Source organism: Streptomyces sp. NPDC045955 (genome assembly GCF_056430805.1).
In genome coordinates this window covers 1-16,249 of sequence record NZ_JBWKKY010000004.1, presented here as the reverse complement: position 1 = coordinate 16,249, position 16,249 = coordinate 1, and the positions used below count along the sequence as shown (strand labels likewise).

Annotated in this window: 17 protein-coding genes; 12 read left to right on the top strand and 5 right to left on the bottom strand. The window is 66.7% G+C overall.

What is annotated here, in order from left to right; translation table 11 throughout:
• Positions 1-18: 18 nt before the first annotated feature.
• Positions 19-1,200 carry an LCP family protein gene (locus tag AC07F0_RS09165; protein ID WP_478976323.1) on the bottom strand — a complete coding sequence of 394 codons (1,182 nt, stop codon included), beginning with the start codon at positions 1,198-1,200 and terminating at the stop codon, positions 19-21.
• A gap of 30 nt (positions 1,201-1,230) precedes the next feature.
• The gene (locus AC07F0_RS09160) at positions 1,231-3,156 is read right to left on the bottom strand and encodes a bifunctional polysaccharide deacetylase/glycosyltransferase family 2 protein (protein ID WP_478976321.1); all 1,926 of its coding nucleotides are present in this window, start codon (positions 3,154-3,156) and stop codon (positions 1,231-1,233) included.
• Between the two features lie 606 nt (positions 3,157-3,762).
• On the opposite strand from AC07F0_RS09160, the gene AC07F0_RS09155 reads away from it, so the two are divergent.
• The 12 genes from AC07F0_RS09155 to AC07F0_RS09100 all read left to right on the top strand — a co-directional run bounded on the left by AC07F0_RS09155 (position 3,763) and on the right by AC07F0_RS09100 (position 13,874).
• A complete protein-coding gene (locus tag AC07F0_RS09155) occupies positions 3,763-4,470 on the top strand; it encodes a hypothetical protein (protein WP_478976318.1) in 708 nt (235 codons plus the stop codon).
• A 405-nt stretch (positions 4,471-4,875) separates the two neighbouring features.
• Positions 4,876-5,175: a hypothetical protein gene (locus tag AC07F0_RS09150; RefSeq protein WP_478976316.1), complete on the top strand. Its 300-nt coding sequence runs from the start codon at positions 4,876-4,878 to the stop codon at positions 5,173-5,175.
• Positions 5,172-6,338, top strand: coding sequence for a WXG100 family type VII secretion target (locus AC07F0_RS09145; RefSeq protein ID WP_478976314.1), 1,167 nt, complete (start codon positions 5,172-5,174; stop codon positions 6,336-6,338). The genes AC07F0_RS09150 and AC07F0_RS09145 overlap by 4 nt, the downstream gene beginning before the upstream one ends.
• Before the next feature lie 8 nt (positions 6,339-6,346).
• The gene (locus tag AC07F0_RS09140; protein ID WP_478976312.1) at positions 6,347-6,985 is read left to right on the top strand and encodes a hypothetical protein; all 639 of its coding nucleotides are present in this window, start codon (positions 6,347-6,349) and stop codon (positions 6,983-6,985) included.
• Positions 6,986-7,006: 21 nt separating this feature from the next.
• Entirely contained in the window at positions 7,007-8,317 is a 1,311-nt protein-coding gene (locus AC07F0_RS09135) for a hypothetical protein (protein ID WP_478976309.1), read from the top strand.
• Positions 8,318-8,702: 385 nt separating this feature from the next.
• Positions 8,703-9,374, top strand: coding sequence for a hypothetical protein (locus tag AC07F0_RS09130; protein WP_478976306.1), 672 nt, complete (start codon positions 8,703-8,705; stop codon positions 9,372-9,374).
• A complete protein-coding gene (locus tag AC07F0_RS09125) occupies positions 9,371-10,456 on the top strand; it encodes a hypothetical protein (RefSeq protein WP_478976304.1) in 1,086 nt (361 codons plus the stop codon). The genes AC07F0_RS09130 and AC07F0_RS09125 overlap by 4 nt, the downstream gene beginning before the upstream one ends.
• Before the next feature lie 39 nt (positions 10,457-10,495).
• On the top strand, positions 10,496-10,795 hold the full coding sequence (locus tag AC07F0_RS09120; protein WP_478976301.1) for a hypothetical protein: 300 nt from the start codon (positions 10,496-10,498) through the stop codon (positions 10,793-10,795).
• Positions 10,792-12,147 carry a hypothetical protein gene (locus tag AC07F0_RS09115; RefSeq protein WP_478976298.1) on the top strand — a complete coding sequence of 452 codons (1,356 nt, stop codon included), beginning with the start codon at positions 10,792-10,794 and terminating at the stop codon, positions 12,145-12,147. The genes AC07F0_RS09120 and AC07F0_RS09115 overlap by 4 nt, the downstream gene beginning before the upstream one ends.
• A 9-nt stretch (positions 12,148-12,156) precedes the next feature.
• Positions 12,157-12,570 carry a hypothetical protein gene (locus tag AC07F0_RS09110; RefSeq protein WP_478976295.1) on the top strand — a complete coding sequence of 138 codons (414 nt, stop codon included), beginning with the start codon at positions 12,157-12,159 and terminating at the stop codon, positions 12,568-12,570.
• Positions 12,557-13,189, top strand: coding sequence for a hypothetical protein (locus AC07F0_RS09105; RefSeq protein WP_478976292.1), 633 nt, complete (start codon positions 12,557-12,559; stop codon positions 13,187-13,189). Before AC07F0_RS09110 ends, AC07F0_RS09105 begins: the two co-directional genes overlap by 14 nt.
• 43 nt (positions 13,190-13,232) lie before the next feature.
• Complete coding sequence (locus AC07F0_RS09100) at positions 13,233-13,874, top strand: hypothetical protein (protein ID WP_478976289.1); 642 nt, start codon at positions 13,233-13,235, stop codon at positions 13,872-13,874.
• Between the two features lie 288 nt (positions 13,875-14,162).
• On the opposite strand, the gene AC07F0_RS09095 is transcribed toward AC07F0_RS09100, so the two are convergent.
• The 3 genes from AC07F0_RS09095 to AC07F0_RS09085 form a co-directional block, all read right to left on the bottom strand.
• Positions 14,163-14,858 carry a hypothetical protein gene (locus AC07F0_RS09095; protein ID WP_478976287.1) on the bottom strand — a complete coding sequence of 232 codons (696 nt, stop codon included), beginning with the start codon at positions 14,856-14,858 and terminating at the stop codon, positions 14,163-14,165.
• Between the two features lie 137 nt (positions 14,859-14,995).
• Complete coding sequence (locus tag AC07F0_RS09090; RefSeq protein ID WP_478976285.1) at positions 14,996-15,619, bottom strand: hypothetical protein; 624 nt, start codon at positions 15,617-15,619, stop codon at positions 14,996-14,998.
• Positions 15,609-15,800: a hypothetical protein gene (locus AC07F0_RS09085; protein ID WP_478976283.1), complete on the bottom strand. Its 192-nt coding sequence runs from the start codon at positions 15,798-15,800 to the stop codon at positions 15,609-15,611. Before AC07F0_RS09085 ends, AC07F0_RS09090 begins: the two co-directional genes overlap by 11 nt.
• Positions 15,801-16,249: the final 449 nt, after the last annotated feature.

Here is a 16,249-nt window from a genome sequence, read left to right as displayed (position 1 = left end):
CACGCCAGACCTCGTCGATCAGCCGGACGGCCGGTCCTCGCGCAGTGCCGTGAACAGGGCGCGGGCACGCCGGTCGTCCCACTTCACCGCGCTGCCCTTGGACGTCCGCAGGTCCGGGTCGGCCACGGGTACGTTGAGCTGTCTGCCCCCGCCGGACGCGGCCTTGCGCAGGGCCTCGAACAGCGACATGAGGTCGGGCAGTTCCGTCTCCTCGTCCACGATGAGCGTGTCGAGGCCGGCGCGCAGGGTCGGGAAGGACTTGGACGGGTCGGCGAGCGTGGACGGGGTGGCCGCCTTGCGGGCGAGGGCGGCGAGGAACTTCTGCTGGTTGCGGGTGCGGCCCAGGTCCCCCTGCGCCTCCTGCTTGCGCTGCCGGACGAAGGCCAGCGCCTCCGCGCCGTCGAGGGTCTGGCAGCCGGCGGGCAGGTCGGCGCCGGAGTCCTTGTCCCGTACGGGCTTGTCCAGGCACAGGTCCACGCCGCCGACCGCGTCCACCACGCCCACGAACCCGGCGAAGCCGATCTCCGCGTAGTGGTCGATGTGCACGCCGGTGTTGCGCTCCACGGTCCGCACCAGCAGGTCGGGGCCGCCCAGGGAGAACGCCGCGTTCAGTTTGTCCCGCTCGGCCCGGTAGCTGCGGCCGGTGTCGGGATCGACGTAGGGCGGCAGGGTCACCCAGGAGTCGCGCGGCAGGCTGAGCATCGTGGTGCCCTTCGCCCCGGTGTGCAGCAGGATCACCGAGTCGGTTCGGCGCCCCTCGGCCGAGCCGGTGTTCAGCTCCTTCCGGTCCTGCTGCGACAGCCCCTCGCGGCTGTCGGAGCCCACGACCAGGTAGTTGGTGCCCTCGCCGCGCGGCACCCGGCCGGAGAGGGTGCCGAGGTCGACCTGCTGGTTGAGCCGGGTGTCGGCCCAGACGTACGTACCCGCACCCGCGAGCAGCAGGGCGCACGACAGCACGGCCGCGCTCCGCACGAACCGGCGGCCCCTTCCGGCGCGGCGCCGGGGGCTCCTGCTGCCGCCGCCCCGCCGCCCGCGCTCGTGGACGCTGCTGTCGTAGCGGCCGGGCGCGGCCGGCGAGGGCATGCCGGGCAGGGGGGCCGTGCGGGTCGACGGCGGGGGCGCCAGGAGGGACGGGGGCGGGACCCTTCTCGGGTCCCGCCCCGTCCGGTGGTCTCCCGGAGGGTCGGTCCAGTCGTTCATCGGCCCCTCCATCCCGCTGGTTCACGTGGGTCAACGCATCGGCACGCTCCTATACGGAACCGGCCCGCCGATCTGTTCAGCGGCCGTCCCGGAGCGCTTCATCCGCTGCCACCGCAGCCGGCTGCCGAGCAGCAGCGCGACGAGCGACTGGATGACGACGAGATACATCAACTGCCGGTAGACGACGATCTGGAACGGCATCGACCACAGGGCCCGGACCGGCTCGCCGTCGAGTCTCAGCGCGTAGCCGGAGCAGACGATCTGCACGCCGAGGAACGCGAACCACACCGCGGCCGACTCCCACGGATCGCGGAACAGCACGCCGTACAGGGCGTAGACGTCGATGACGGGCGCGAGCAGCGGCAGCGCGACCTGGAAGAGCGCGAGATAGGTCAGCCCGCGCCGCCCGAACCGCCCGGCGGGCCCCATGGCGAAAAGAGCCCCGCGATGCTTCCACATCGCCTGCAGGGTGCCGTAGCACCACCGGTACCGCTGCCGCCACAACTGCCTGACACTGGTGGGCACTTCGGTCCAGGCGACGGCGGACTCCTCGTACAGCACCCGCCAGCCGGCCCGCCACAGGGCCATCGTCAGGTCGGTGTCCTCGGCGAGGGTGTCCTCGCTGACCCCGCCGACGCCGATCACCGCGTCCCGGCGGAAGGCCCCGATGGCGCCCGGCACGGTCGGCATGCACTCCAGCACCTCGAACATCCGCCGGTCGAGGTTGAACCCGAAGACGTACTCCAGGTGCTGCCAACGGGCCAGCAGACTGCGCCGGTTGCCGACCTTGGTGTTGCCGCTGACGGCCCCCACGGCGGGATGCGCGAGCGGCTGGACGATCCGCTCGATGGCATCGGGCTCGAAGACGGTGTCGGCGTCGACCATCACGACGATGTCGTACCGCGCGTGCGCGAGCCCGGTGTTGAGGGCGGCGGCCTTGCCGGAGTTGGGCTGCCGTACGACCTCCACCCGCGCATCCCCCATGTTCTCGGCGATGTCGGCGGTCCGGTCGCTCGACCCGTCGTCGATGACGACGACCTGGAGCTCCCGATGGGTGGAGTCGAGCAGCGACCGCAGGGTCGACCCGATCCCGGCCTCCTCGTTGTACGCCGGGACGAGCACGGTCACAGGCCCCGTGGTGTCCCGCATCCAGGGCGCCCCGGTCCGGAACCGCTCCAGCCGGCGCACATGGGCCCGGGCGAACAGGGCGAGCAGCAACAGCCGCAGCACGCCGAGGCCTCCGGCGACGCCGAGGATCCAGATCATGGCGGTGGAGAAGACCTGTCCGAGCCGCGTCACCTGGATGAGCCCCTGCCCCAGCCAGCGCTGGATGAGGGAAGGCGACGTGTACGGAACGAGCTTGAGCCCGTCGGACACGGTGGTGAACCGGTCGACGGACGGGTTGTTCAGGAGCCTGCGCGCCTCCAGATACGCGCTCTCGGTCTGACTGAGCTGCCGCACGATCCCCTGCGCGGGCTTACGCGCTCCCTTGTCGGCGGCGACGAGCACGTACCCGTACCCGGTGGCCCGCCGCGCCGCCTGCCACTCAGGACCGCACAGGGTCTCGGGTGTGGTGGTCCGCGGCATCCGCAGCAGATTGGTGCGCAGTCCGGTGGCCCCGGCGAGTGCGCTCTGGGTCAGTTCGAGCTCGGACCGGAAGCGGGGAGCGGACGACTCGCCGAGCACGGCCCCGGTGTAGGTGTTGGACCCGATCTCGTGCCCTTCGGCACGGATCCGCCGAACGAGTTCCGGGTGCCGGGCTGCCTGTGCGCCATGCAGGAAGAAGGTGGCGCGAGCCCCGTTCCGCTTGAGGAGTTCGAGCAGCCGCGGGGTCCACACGGGGTCGGGCCCGCCGTCGAAGGTGAGCGCGACGGTCCGGGCGGGCATCGACCCGGACCGGATCCCGTCCCGGTTGATCCCGATCACGGGCCCGCCCTTGGCGACGGCGTCCGGCACGGGCGAGGTACAGGGCGACCGCGTCTTCGCGGCGTCGACCTCGTGCTGGGTCCAGCCCTCGAAGAGCAGGAGGGCGAAGACGAGGGGGAGGGTGAGGGCGAGTAACAGCCAGTGGGCGCGGGGGTCTCGGGACTGTTTGTGCCGGGCTCGCCCTGTGGATTTGGCGGGGGTCAGGGTCCGTCACCGCCCCCGGGTTCGGGCCAGGCACCGCCTCCCGCGGGCCGTCTTCTCCACGCGCTTCCGTAGAACTCACCGGGTGAAGCGGTCGTCTTCATACTGCGGGAGTTACGCATGGGGCGCGAGTGTAGTTTCGGAGGTCTGGCTGTAGGGGCGGAACGGGTGACCTTCACAGCGTTTACGGGGAGGCACGGATGACCACGGTGGCGAGCGGAGGGGAAGGCCGGACACGGGCCCGGCGGGGCAAGACCGCGCGGATCGCTGCGGGCGTCACAGCGGGAATAGCCGCGCTGGTCATGGCAGTTCTGCTCAGGTCGTCCCCCGGAACGCTTCGGCCTCCCGCCCTTCCCGGAACTCTTCGAGAGGGTCCGCACCGAGGGACGCTCCTCAGAAGCCTTCATCTTCGTGTGGGCCTTGATCGCCATCCCCGTGGCAGGCCTCCTCCACACACCACTGGCACTCGCACGACGTGCCAAGATCGGCGCGGGCTGGGCGCTCATCGTCGGGTACTGGTTGTACGTCGCGGTGACCGCGGGGGTGGCGTGGCACGTACAGGACTTCTTCCCCGTTGCCGACGCGCCCGGCAGGAATGGCGGCTGGTTCGGCGCGGCGATCATGATGGTGATCGGCACGCCGCTGTTCGTGGTGGGCTCGGGCGGGGTGTTCCGTCAGGTGCGGGAGGGCGACAGCACTGCGGCGGCCCAGATCCGGGACCAACTGGCTGCTGTCACCGTGCTCTGCTGCACGCTCATCGGCGCGGTCACGGGCCTGACGGCGGGCTTCGGCTTCGCCTTCCCCCGGGACGGCTTCCCGGCCATGTTCCTGCCGGGCGGCATCCTCTGGGGTCTGCTGGCGGGCGCCGCGCTGGGCATGCGGGCCGGCGCACTGCTCACGAGCTCGGCGGACAGCCGCCGCAGGATGACCGCCGACGCGCAGTCATTCGCCCGCACGGCAACGGCGATGCTGACCTGCTGCCTGTGCGTGTCTCAACTGGGTTGGCTCCTGCCGGTGTGGGCGGTCGCCCTGATCGGCCTGCCGGCCCCATTCGTGCTGTTCGTGGTGGCGGGGCGGTGTGAACAGCTGGGGCGGTGGGTGGAGTACAGGCGGATCGAGGTGCCGAAGGGGGCGCTGTACTGACCGCGCCCTCGACCTCTGATGCACAGGTGAACCGCAACAGCAAAACCGCACCCAACGCAGTGACACGTTTCCCCACGATTAGGACATGATACTGATCACCTAGGCCCTATTTGCCCGCAGTTGCCCATGTATTGAGCGAAGTTCACTCTGGCGAAACCAGCAACCTCACCAGTAACGTCTGCGTCCTGGCTAAAGCTTTGTCTCACGGGGAGCCCATCTTGAAGCGTCGCCTGTGCCGGTTGCTGCCACCGCGTCGACCGGCCCGCCCGACACAGCGGCGATGGACTTCTCCCTCAAGGCCCGCCGGCATCCTCGATTGACGGCAGGGGACCGCCCCCAGAGGGCAGCCCGTGAACTGGTGCCCACCGTCTACGACAGAACAGATTCCATTACTACGGGGACTCCATGAGCGACTTGTACATCGATGGCGAGATGCTGAACCGGGTGCGCCGCAACCTCAGAGACATCGACGATCTCTTCGCCAAGCCAATCCGCGCCATGACGGACATCGATGCCAAGGCCATGGGCGCGTCTGACCTGGAGCGCCGCATGGAGGAATTCGGCGACGAATGGTCATACGGAATCAAGCAACTGCGCAAGTTCTCCAAGGGTGCCGCCAAAACCCTCGACACGATCGAGAAGGCCTTCACGCAGCTCGATTTGGACCTCGCAAACGAGCTCTCAAAGGCGGCTAAGAAGAAGTGACTGCACCAACTGTCGACGATTTCCCGGCACTTGGCTTTGTCCCCTGCCCCGGAGACCACGCCGCCGTGGACAAAGTTGCCGACTCAATCCGCCATACTACGGACGCTCTGGGCGAAATCAAGCGTGTTCTCAAAGGTGCAGCGGATGGCGACTGGCGAGGAAAGGCTGCCATCGCGTTCCGGGAACTCCTTGATGACGACTTCCGCCCCAAGGTCGAGGACGCATACGACTCCTTCGACAAGGCGAAGCGCGTAATTCAGGCCTGGTCCGACTATATGGAGGAAAAGCAGAAGAAGGCTCGCAGCCTCGAGCGAGAAGCCGCAGAAGCCAAGGCCGAGGCAGACAAGTCCAAAGGCAAGGATGGGTCGGATACCGACAAGAAGAAGCCCGCGGGCGGGAGTGGCGACGATTCAGACCCCGTCGAAGAAGTCCGCAGACGTGCTCGGACACTTCACTCGGACTACGAAGAAGAAGGCCGCAACGCCGCCAAGCAGTTGCAGAAGGCCATCGACATCGCGCCGAATGAACCGGGTTTCTGGGAGAAACTCGGCGAAAGCATCAGTAAAGCACTTGACTCTATCGCCGATGCAGCGGCCTGGTTGCACGATCAGGCAATCGAGCTCCTGGGAGAGCTCGCACCGCTGCTGGACCTCATCGGGGACATCGCCGGCCTGCTCAGCGCAGTCACAGGGCTGCTCGCACTCGTCCCGGGGCTCCAGTTCCTCGGCGCCGCTTCACTTGTCCTCGCTGGAGTCGCGCTGGGCGCCCATTACCTGTCTGCGGTGGGTACGACGGGCAGCTTCGGCAAGGCGCTGCTGACCAAGGACGTCATCATGGATGCCGTTGGCTTCGGTCTGGGCAAGGCGGGCGCGAAGCTCGGCGAAGGCATTCTTGCGGCGGCCAAAGCCTCTGGCGCCCCGACACGCATAGTGCCTCAGCTCATCGGTCCGGCGAAGGAACTCCCCATGGGCTACTTCCAGTTGGCGTCGAGCACCTACGCCATGAGCCAGAGCGAATTCGTCTGGCGGACGGGACAGTACTTCACCACATGGACCGGCAACGTCATGACAGCCGAGGGCAGTGGTGACAGCGTAGAGACGCTGGGCAAGATCTTCTCCTGGGACTTCGGTCCGCTGACAGAAAAGCCGAAGGTCACCAATTGAGCACGCGTATGGGCAAGACGGCCATCACCCCGGGAGAGGTGCAGTTCTTCGTGCCGCCGGACTGGTTCGACCTCATGGCCGACGGCACGGACAGGGCGGCGACCAGGGCACGTTGCGAGCAACTCGTCCGCCTCACCTATCCGAACACCCCCGCAGAACGCAGGGAGGAGTTCACGAACGGCCTCCTCTACTGCTACGACCGGTTCCTTGCCCACGGTGCGTTGATGTACGGAGTGATCACAGCTCCCCTGCCCAGTACCGGTGCACAGGCCGTCTGGCAAGTCTACGGCGGAGTCGTTGCCGTACCTGAGCGCCCCGACGAAATGGACCTCGGGGAAATGATCGCCCAGGTTTTCGACCAGCAGTTTGCCGAGAAGATGGCATATGTCGAGAACTTCCCCACGGACATGGGGCTGGGTTTTGGTTTCATCTCACAGCCTCCGGTGCTGGCCCCACGCGACGAGGATGGCGATCCTGGCAGCGGGATGCGAACAGGTCTCGCCGGAGTGCTTTCCTGCCCGCCCGACGGGGGTAAGGGTCTCCTGGTCATCGGAACCTGCCTGGACCCCGACCAGGTTCGGGAGCTGGCCGGCCTGGTCGCAGTCATCGCCGGCCACTCGGTCTTCGTCTCTCGATCGAGTGAATGAGCGGACGACACAGGAACGGACATGACGACGAACACGACCAACGGTCACTCTCCGACCCGCCCCTCGTTCTTCCGGGCGACCCCGCTGCCTGAGCCCCCCGGCGCACCCGACAGTTGGCCGGACCGCAGCTCCCGCTTGCAGGATCAGGCGAAGGCACTGGGCGTGCTGGTCCGCGAGGACCTCTCCCGCGGCCGCGCTCTTGTCTTCCTCCTGTGCGCGGGCGTCGTGACCCTTGTCGCCGGGCTGGTTCCCGCAATGGTCATCGATGCCGCCGGCTCTGAGTCGAGCGACACCACCGACGTCGCGGTAACGGTTGTGCTGGCTGCCGTGCTGCTTGCCGTCCTCGCTGTTCCGGCTCTGCTCGTCCTCGGCGCACTGCGCAAGCGGTCGGCCCGACGCTTCGAACTGCTTCGGCAGTGGGCGGCAGTGGACCGCGGCCACGATGCGGACTTCCCCACCAGCTATGGCGCGGAGGGGTATCCGCACGGCCGTTTCTTCTATTCGGCGCTGATGCTTGTCCTGGCGCTCATCCTGGCGGTTGCCGCCCTCGCTGGAATGTCCGACCCTTCCGTCCTCGGACTGCTGCCCTGCCTAGTCGTCGTGGGTCTCTTCGCCTTGAGCACGATCAGGAAGTACGGGGCTCGATACGGCTGGGCCGAACGCGAACGAGTGATCCGTACCCGGGCACGCAGGAGAGAGCTGTATCGCACGCAACTGTCACAGGCGGCGTCGACCCGTGCCGAGTCGGCGACAACCTACCTGTCCGGCATGCGCATTCATCCGGCGCTGCTCTACGCGGCTCTCTTCGCTCCCGCTGTCATCGTTACCGTCGTCTTTGTCATCGCACGCCCCCAAGACGCCTCTGGCCTCGCCGTAGCGGGCCTGCTGGCACTGCTCGTCATCGTGGTGGGGCTGCCAAAGGCCGTACGCATGCGCCGCCGTGAGCGAGCCGAACTCGATTCCGCCGCGACTTCCCTTGCACCGGCCTTCGCCGACGGGGCCGTACTCCATCCAGTGCGCTACGGGCTCGGAGAGCCGGACGACCAGTCCGCCGGGTCGTTCTCCGTCGCCTGGGACCTCGGCCCTTCGCGCACCGGGGCGCTGGCAGTCGGCACAGGTGTCCTGCTGGTTCGCGGGACCGACGGGGCCATCCTCGACCTACCGCTCACCGAGGTGCAGGGCGCAGTGCTTGTCAGCAGTGGAGTGGCGTGGCTTCCACCCTCGGTCGACGTGCTGCTTCGCTCGGGAGAGGCGATCGAATTCCGGTCTCCTGATGCGAGGGCCATCACGGAGGCGCTGGCCGACGCGGGCGTACCGGTGACAACTGCTTAGCAACGCCTTCGCCCGCCGGGCAATGCAGCCGGCGAAGGCTGGCGTTCCCGGGCCTGGGGCGTTCCGTGACGGATCCTGGCTGCGCGTCGAGACGGAAGAGCTCCGCAGCGAACTCCACATGTGCATGCTGCGGGGCCCCTCCCCATGACTAACGTGCCTCGGCCTAGCGAACCGGCCCCCAGGGACACCACGGCGCCGGACGCCGGACACGGCGGCACCCGGCGCCGTCCCTGCTTGAGCACAATCAAGACACAGCCAGTCCCGCGAGAGATCCTTACATCCCGGATTGCCCCTGTGCACGCGGAAGTTCGCTCTGGTGAAACCGGAAACCTCACCGGTAGCGTCAGAGCCCTAACTGAACTTCTGTTTCTCACGGGGAGCCACTGTGAAGCGCCGCCCATTGCCCGTTGCTGCCGCGCTGGCGGCAACGGCGGCCCTGCTGTTGACGGCCTGCGGTAGCGGGGACGACAAGTCCAGCGGAAACGACAAGATCGCCGGAGCCGACCAGGGATCGGAGACGCCGAAGGAGTCGGCATCGCCCTCGGGGGCACCGGCCGGCGACAAGCCGGACGGCGTGGACGTGTCCCTGCCCAAGGACATGAACCTGGTCTTCGACTGGGACAAGCCGAAGGACAAGAACGAGGCGGCTGCGATGGATGACGCCGCGAACTTCCTCCGTGCGATCTACCGGGGCGTCGACAAGCGCACCACCAAGGACGCAGCCGTAACCGCCTATGCCACCGGAGAGGGACTCCACTACGCGCAGGTGCAGATCAACGAATGGATCAAGGGCGGTTGGACCGCGACCGGAACCCGTCGCCACTACGACGCCACGACCCGGTCCGCCCCCAACGGCAAGTCCGTCGAGGTCGCGTTCTGCGCTGACACCGGGAAGTTCTACGGCAAAGAGGTCAAGACCGGGAAGGTCCTGAAGACCGAGTCGAGCCTCAAGGACTTCGGCTACTACAAGATCGTGATGCTCAAGGTCCCCACGGCCGAGAGCCTGTGGCAGGCGTCCAAGGTGTTCGTCGAGACGAGCGCGGAGAAGTGCCGGTGATCAAGTGCCGAGGTCCGGTCCTGGGAACCGGCACCGCTGCCCTGGCCCTCGCCTTCAGCGCTCTTCTCCTCGCCGCACCCGATGCCACGGCGGAGCCGGTGGACTTCGGCAAGGGCGGTGGCACGGAACAGAAGGGCGGCGGCGACGCGACCGGCATCTTCGCCGCCGCCCGCATCCAGTACTCCGGCGCCGTCACCAAGGACGGCAGCACCGGGAACGTGGCGCCGGCGGACGTTAACTGGACGCCTCCGCCCTGCTGGTACGCCCCCTACCTCGGCGCCAAGGACTTCAAGAAGAAGATGTCCGAGGACCTTGAGCGCCAGCTGAACACACCCGGCATGGGCGGCACCGCGGGTTCGGCCCTGGGCCAGACCAAGCGGCACTACGAGGACGAATTCGGCTGGGACGGAAGCCCCGGCTACAAGGACTACAACGTCGAGAACGACGGCAAGGGCATGTTCTGGGCCGGCGTCGAGAACCCCAACGAGCCGGACTACCTCAAGCGGGCCTCGTGCACCGACCTGCCCTTCTGGGTGGAAAACGGGGAGGCCCCGCCGGCCCGTTACGAAGAGGCCATCAAGCCGGAGATGCTCGCCGCGCTCGCCTACCAGCACATGCAGCTGCCCGACACTAAGGTCGCCCTCGCGCCCGAGGCGGAGACCAAGGTGAACCTGCCGACCTGGGCCTGGCTCGACAAAGCCGTCTTCGACGAGGTCCAGGCCACCGCCGCTATCAACGTCCCCGGCTTCAACATCCAGGCCACCACCACCGCCAAGCCGGTGGCCCTCAAACTGGAGCCGGGCACCAAGGACGCCGAGACCTACCCGGCCTCCGGCGAGTGCGTCATCAACGCCGACGGCTCCATCGGCGAGCCGTACGCCAAGGGCAAGGCCGACGAGGCCCCGCCCTGCGGCCTCAAGTACCTGCGTTCCTCCGGCAACGGCACGTACAAGCTCCAGGCCACCATCACCTGGGACATCGCTTGGACGGGCACCGGCGGCACGGGCGGCGACCTCCCGAACGGCACGTTCGGCAGCGAACAGGCGGTTACCGTCCAGGAGATCCAGGCCGTCAACCGGTAAACCGACAGCAGCGCCTACACACACGGGGGAGGGTCATCCATGAGCGACTCGGACCTGACGGTCGACTACGAGTTCCTCTCGGACTGCGAGCGCAAGCTCGGGCAGCTCAAGAAGACCTTCGAGGACATCGAGAACCGTCGCGACGACATGAACAAGCACTGGGGCTCCGGTGCGATAGCCGACGTGATGGAGGACTTCGTCGACAACTGGGACGACTACCGCACCAGGCTCGTTGAGTCGCTCGAATCGGTCGGCAAACTCGTGGCCGGCACCAAGAAGGCATTCGACGACCTGGACAAGCAGTTGGCCAAGCAAGGCGAGAAGAAGCAGAAGAAGTGACACCGACCTCCAAGCGCCGTCCGCTCGACTGGCAGCCGCTCTGCGACTCCGACCCCGTGCCCGGTGACCCGGAGGAGATCCGCGCCGAGGTCAAGCACATGGTCTCGGTCGCCGAGAAGCTCCGCGAACAGGCCAAGAACCTCAAGGCGATCAGCGACGAGGACACCCTCAAGGGCAAGTACGTCAAACGCCTGCGCGAGGAGTCCGGCACGCTGGAGAAGCACATGCGGGAGGTGGCCAGCCGGTACGAGCGTGTGCACGGCCATCTGACCAAGTGGTCGAACGAGCTGGAGGACTTCCAGAGCGACGCCGACAAACTCCTGCGCGAGACCAAGGAGAAGCAGGAGGAGGTCGAGGCCGACAAGGCCAAGAAGGCCGCCTCGGAGGACAAGGACGTCCCACACCCGTCCACCAGCGGCACCAGTCCCGCCGACGATCCCCTGCAGCCGTACCGGACCCGTCTGCACACTCTCACTGGCGATCGGAGCACTCGCGCCAACCACTACGCGGGGAAGATCCGCGCCGAGATCGAAGACGTGATCGAGGACTCGTGGTGGGACGACGTCAAAGGCTGGGTCCATGACAACGCCGACCTGATCAAGGCCTTCATCGACGTTCTCGGCTGGATTGCGACGGTTGCGGGCTTTGTGGCGCTCGCCATTCCCGGCTTGAACATGCTCGTGCTCGGCATCGCGGGCCTCACCATCGCCCTAAGACTCCTGCTCGTGGCATCCGGCGACGCCACCTGGACGGATGTCATCTTCGACGTCGTGGGTGGGCTGCTCGTCGTGGGCGGTCTCCGGGCCGCCGCGAAGCTCGCCAGCGGCGCCAAGGCGACCGTGGGCGCCGCTCAGGCGGCCCGGACCGCCGGCCTGAGCAGAGGGCTCAGGGGTGTCAAGAGCATCATGGACGACACCGGGCGGTTGATGACCAAAGTGCCGCCGGGACCGGGGCAGCAGGCCCTCGGGGCGGCTCGTAACGCGATGCGCAAGTCCATCTCACAGAACGTCGGCCTGGTCGCCAAGAGTCCGCTGAGGGTCAGTCCGTTGTCGACGCTGGTGCACCTCGGCGACAAGGAGATGGCCGGCATGGCGAAGATGCTGCAGGCGAACAAGGCTGCCTTCCCGGAAGCCGCTGGGGCCGCCGCGGACAAGGCGTACAAGTCCTATCAAGTGGGCCTCGGTATCGCCTGGACAGGCATGGGGATGGACGTCATGGACAAGGCGCTGGGGAAGAGCGACCTGACAAGCTTGACCAACGAGAAGTTCGGAAGCGGCGAGAAGCCGTACAACGCGGCGTACTCGGACTGGAAGGACAACACGTTGAAGCCCGCCCCCGACACCCACTGGTGAGGAATGACCATGGACCTGTACTCGGCGCAACGCATTGTCGAGGCCGAAGCCGCCCGCACTGGCATCGGCACCGGCCCCAACCGGCGACTTCGACTGACGTTGTTCATCGGAATGCCGCTGTTCCTGCCGGTCTTGGGAATCATGATCCTGGTGCCGAAATCCCTGATGAATGACGTGCTCTACGTCTATGAGGCCGGGATCGTCGGCTGTCTCCTGCACTACGTCTGGGTGTTCGCGAAGTACCCGCGTCATGCGAGCCGTCCCCCCTACCTCACCAGAGATCTGGCCATGGGTGGCGGTTTTTTCCTGCCCTCGCTGTTCTTCGGCTTCTGGCCGGGCATGATCGCCGCCCCGGTGTGGGCGCTTTTCGTAGGCATTGCCTATGCCGTGGAATTGACGCGGGGGCGCAATGACCACCGTTGAGCACCGCCGGGCTCCGAGCGGCTTCAACCTGGTACCGCCGCCCGGCTGGGACGTGATTCCGCTCCACTCGGGTACCCGGGAAGCGATGGATCGCATAGTCCGCAAGGCCGTGGCGCAATTGCCCGTAGGCTTTCCCAAGGACGACATTCCGAAGGCCCGGCTGAAGCTCACTCAGGAGTTGAAGAAGGTCGTCCGCCGGGCCAGCGCCAAGGGGGGAATGACCCTCTACCTCCCCACCGAACGTCTCCACGGCATCGCCCTGCCCGTCTCGATCGTGGCCTCCGAGCCGATCGAGATTCCGCGGGTCAGACCCGAAAGCGGCCCGGAAGCGGTCCTGGCCGCGCTCGCCTCCGAGACCCCCGGAGCTGAGATCCGCGAGCTCGACGACACCGCAGCCCTGCGATCGGAGCGAGAGGTACCCGCCGACCCTGAACAGGGTGTCGAGGTCGCTCACCGACGGGTCGAGTACCTCGTGCCGATTCCGGACAGCGCGCCTGACAAATACCTCACCTTCTCCTACAGCGCGCTCATCGCGCCCGGCTCGGATCCCGTCTTCTACGACACCCTCGTAGAACTGTTCGACGCCGTCATGAGCACCTTCCGCTGGAGCTACTCCTGAGGGCCCACCCCCACTGCCCACGCCTCGACGAAAGAGAGCGCTCATGTCAAACGGCACCCTCTGGAGCGCCGACCTCGGTGCCCCGCTCCACATCGACACAGATGCCGACCCGGGCCTCTGGGGCTATCTCCATCTCCAGATCGACAGACGAACCTTCAAGGAATGGCTGGACCAGCACCTGATCGGCCTGGCCACCATCCACGACATCGACCTCACCCGCAAGCTCCGCCGCTTCCACAAGAACTTCTACGAGCAGACAATCGTCATCCTGCGGGACAAGCTCCAGGCCGACGAGGCGTTCATCTACCACCCCGTTCCCCTCACCTACATGCCCCTGGTGGTGCACGCCACCCGCATCCACTGCGAAGCCCCTGACGCGGCCTCCTGTGAAGGGCTCAGCGCGCCGACCGTGCCGCACCCGGAAATCCCCGAGTGGCAGCAACGCACCGGCAGCATCGCTTTCGCCTCCCCGCATCTGGGCGAGGACGGAGTCCGGGTCACCCGCTCGTACCCGGCGGACAGCACCATCATGATGACCTCGGTGACCTACCACTGGCACACCCCGCCCGGCGTCCCCGATGTGTGCCTGCGCGGGCACCACGACGATCCCGAAGTGATGGCTGCGGCCATGGAGGCACTGGACGACTTCGCGCGGACACTCCGACTTCCCGGCACGGCCCATTGACCGGCGTCGCCCGGGGCGAATTCGCGCGGTAAGCGTTGCTGAGCGGCATTCCGCATGCCTGTCCAGGACGCCAAGCACTACAGCTTCAGGAGTCTGGGGGTCCGCCGCTTCTGAACGGTACAGCTCAATACCGCCGACCTGGTAAGCATCCTTCGCCGTCTTCTGCACTTCGCGCATCTTCTGCTCCTTCAGCAGAGGCGCGTTGTCGATCCCATGGAATTGCTGGTCCACCAGGGCAACAAGGCTGCGGTCGCGGCCCTGGGGATCGAGGGACGCCAAAAGCGGCCGTCAGGGACGATCAGGTTGTATTCCTTGACGGGGAGCGGCGGACTCGTCCTTCCAGTGCTCAGGCATCGGGTTCCCTTCGGCGATCGGATTGCCCTCCGCGTCGAGTGGCACGAACCGCAAAGTGGGCATCAACGCATCGAACTCCTGGCTGAGTTGATCGCTGTGCTCCATGGCGCTCCAGTTCGTCGTGGCCAAGAGCACGTCCGACGTCTGAGGAACCAGGAGTGCGTAGGAGACGGCCTCCGAGAGCTTTCTGCCGAAGCCCAGCACCCCCTTGGACTGGTACATGGCCTGCAGCCGTACGGCCGTCCCCACGGGCAGGTCGACCCTACTCACTTGGGGCTCGGCAGCGATCTCTTTGTGGCCGCGCAGCCTGCGTTCGACCTCATCGAGGGAGAGGACAGCGTCGTCATCGCCGAAGATCTGAACGTCGAAGGTGGCGTAGTGAGCTCCGCCCAGAACGAAGAACGCGGCGGCGAGAACGGCTTGGTTCCTTTCGGCAGCACGTGCGAGATGAACCAAGTCCTTCTCTATGGACCCCTTCGAGGCCACAAGGTCCAAGGGGTTGAAGGACTGGACGACGTCCCGCGCCCAGGCAGCCTTCCCCTCGGAATCGAGCCCAACGCCGGCCGTCAGATCGACCCAACCGTCGGAAAATTCCAGCCGACAGGTCCAGTCATCAATTTCAACTGCCATGCCGACCTCCTAGATTGTGCCGGTCGAGTACGGCTGCTCAGCGAGGTACCGCGTGAGGATTTGTGGCAGCTGGTGGAGTTGCCGGGCACCCGAACCCAGACTGGCTGCAGAGGTTCTTGGCCAAAGTGCCATCAGGATCAACAGCGCCGCTCCCGCACTGGACTATCGACGGGCCCGTGATCATCTGCGCCTTTACTCTCGGACTGTTCACGGTCGTCCACCTCAGGACGGAATGTCGCCGCGAAAGGGTAGGGCCCGTAGTGCGGATAGTGAGCGGGGATGTCCGCCCCTCCCCGTCGAGCGATGTGGGCGATCTTTCGATACCTTGCCGCCCGGGCGCGCAGGTTCTGCTTCACCGGATCGCCCCAGTGTGACATCGCGCTTCGCACGAAGAAGAAGACCTGAATCACCACGACGGCCGCGGCGATCGCCAGGTAGGAGTTGCGGTAGGTGGCAGTCTCCCAGTACTGGGCCACACCGGCCCAATAGAGCACGGCCCCGAAGCCCACGAGCGCCAGAGGCACGCCGTGCACAAAGCCCGCATTGAACATGTCCTCTTCGTCGCGGTGCCGCCGGTGCAGCAACTCGAGCACCGCCTGGTCGTCGAGAAAGTCGAACCGAAGCTCTCGTCGAGCTTCCTCCGCGGCCTGCTTCGCTTCGGGCACGGCGGCTATCACCGAGCCGCCCACCAAGGTGGCGACGTCACCGCCTCGGCGGCCGATAAATTCCCAGGGCCCGAGGTCCTGGTTGTCATCGCTCATGGCTTCTCCACTCCTTGAAGGTTTGCCGGGTATGCGCCGCCAAGGCCGCGTTGAAGGCTTCGCCTTTCCCACCACTCGCGGTCATGTCGTACGCATGGCCGGCGTCCGAGATGTCATGGTCGGCGTTGGCCTCGCGGTCATCAGCAAGCGCCTTGTCCGCCTTCCACTGCGCGCGGCGCATTTCGCCCAACTCTCCACCGAGGTGATCGCCTTGATGTCCCGAGACTGATCCTCGATCATGTTGGCCAACTTGCGCAACTTGCGCCCCGTTAGGCCCCTTGCTCTGCGCCTTGGTTTTCCAGGCGTCCCCCGAAATCCGAGTAGGCGCCCTTGAGGGCACCGTGACTCACACCCCTAGGCCATACTCGTCCGCAGGATTTCCGCCTCACTCGAATCTGTGGTGAATCTTGGTCAGATCGCGTGAAAACGTTTTGACGACGGTGAGGTCCGCCTACTTCTTCTGCAGCCGGGCCGGCTGTCCTTGCGCACGACGACACCCACACCAGCGCATCGGTCGTCGGGACAACAGACCGAACGGACGCCGAAGACGGCGGCTTCCGGCGGGAGGGGGGGGGGGGGGGGGGGGGGGGGGGGGGGGGGGGGGGGGGGGGGGGGGGGGGGGGGGGGAGG

Bases quoted from the DNA above. Each gene is read 5' to 3' on its own strand.
- AC07F0_RS09165 (WP_478976323.1), bottom strand. From the start codon at position 1,200: ATGAACGACTGGACCGACCCTCCGGGAGACCACCGGACGGGGCGGGAC.
- AC07F0_RS09150 (WP_478976316.1), top strand. From the start codon at position 4,876: ATGAGCGACTTGTACATCGATGGCGAGATGCTGAACCGGGTGCGCCGC.
- AC07F0_RS09140 (WP_478976312.1), top strand. From the start codon at position 6,347: ATGGGCAAGACGGCCATCACCCCGGGAGAGGTGCAGTTCTTCGTGCCG.
- AC07F0_RS09135 (WP_478976309.1), top strand. From the start codon at position 7,007: ATGACGACGAACACGACCAACGGTCACTCTCCGACCCGCCCCTCGTTC.
- AC07F0_RS09120 (WP_478976301.1), top strand. From the start codon at position 10,496: ATGAGCGACTCGGACCTGACGGTCGACTACGAGTTCCTCTCGGACTGC.
- AC07F0_RS09110 (WP_478976295.1), top strand. From the start codon at position 12,157: ATGGACCTGTACTCGGCGCAACGCATTGTCGAGGCCGAAGCCGCCCGC.
- AC07F0_RS09105 (WP_478976292.1), top strand. From the start codon at position 12,557: ATGACCACCGTTGAGCACCGCCGGGCTCCGAGCGGCTTCAACCTGGTA.
- AC07F0_RS09100 (WP_478976289.1), top strand. From the start codon at position 13,233: ATGTCAAACGGCACCCTCTGGAGCGCCGACCTCGGTGCCCCGCTCCAC.
- AC07F0_RS09095 (WP_478976287.1), bottom strand. From the start codon at position 14,858: ATGGCAGTTGAAATTGATGACTGGACCTGTCGGCTGGAATTTTCCGAC.
- AC07F0_RS09090 (WP_478976285.1), bottom strand. From the start codon at position 15,619: ATGAGCGATGACAACCAGGACCTCGGGCCCTGGGAATTTATCGGCCGC.
- AC07F0_RS09085 (WP_478976283.1), bottom strand. From the start codon at position 15,800: ATGCGCCGCGCGCAGTGGAAGGCGGACAAGGCGCTTGCTGATGACCGC.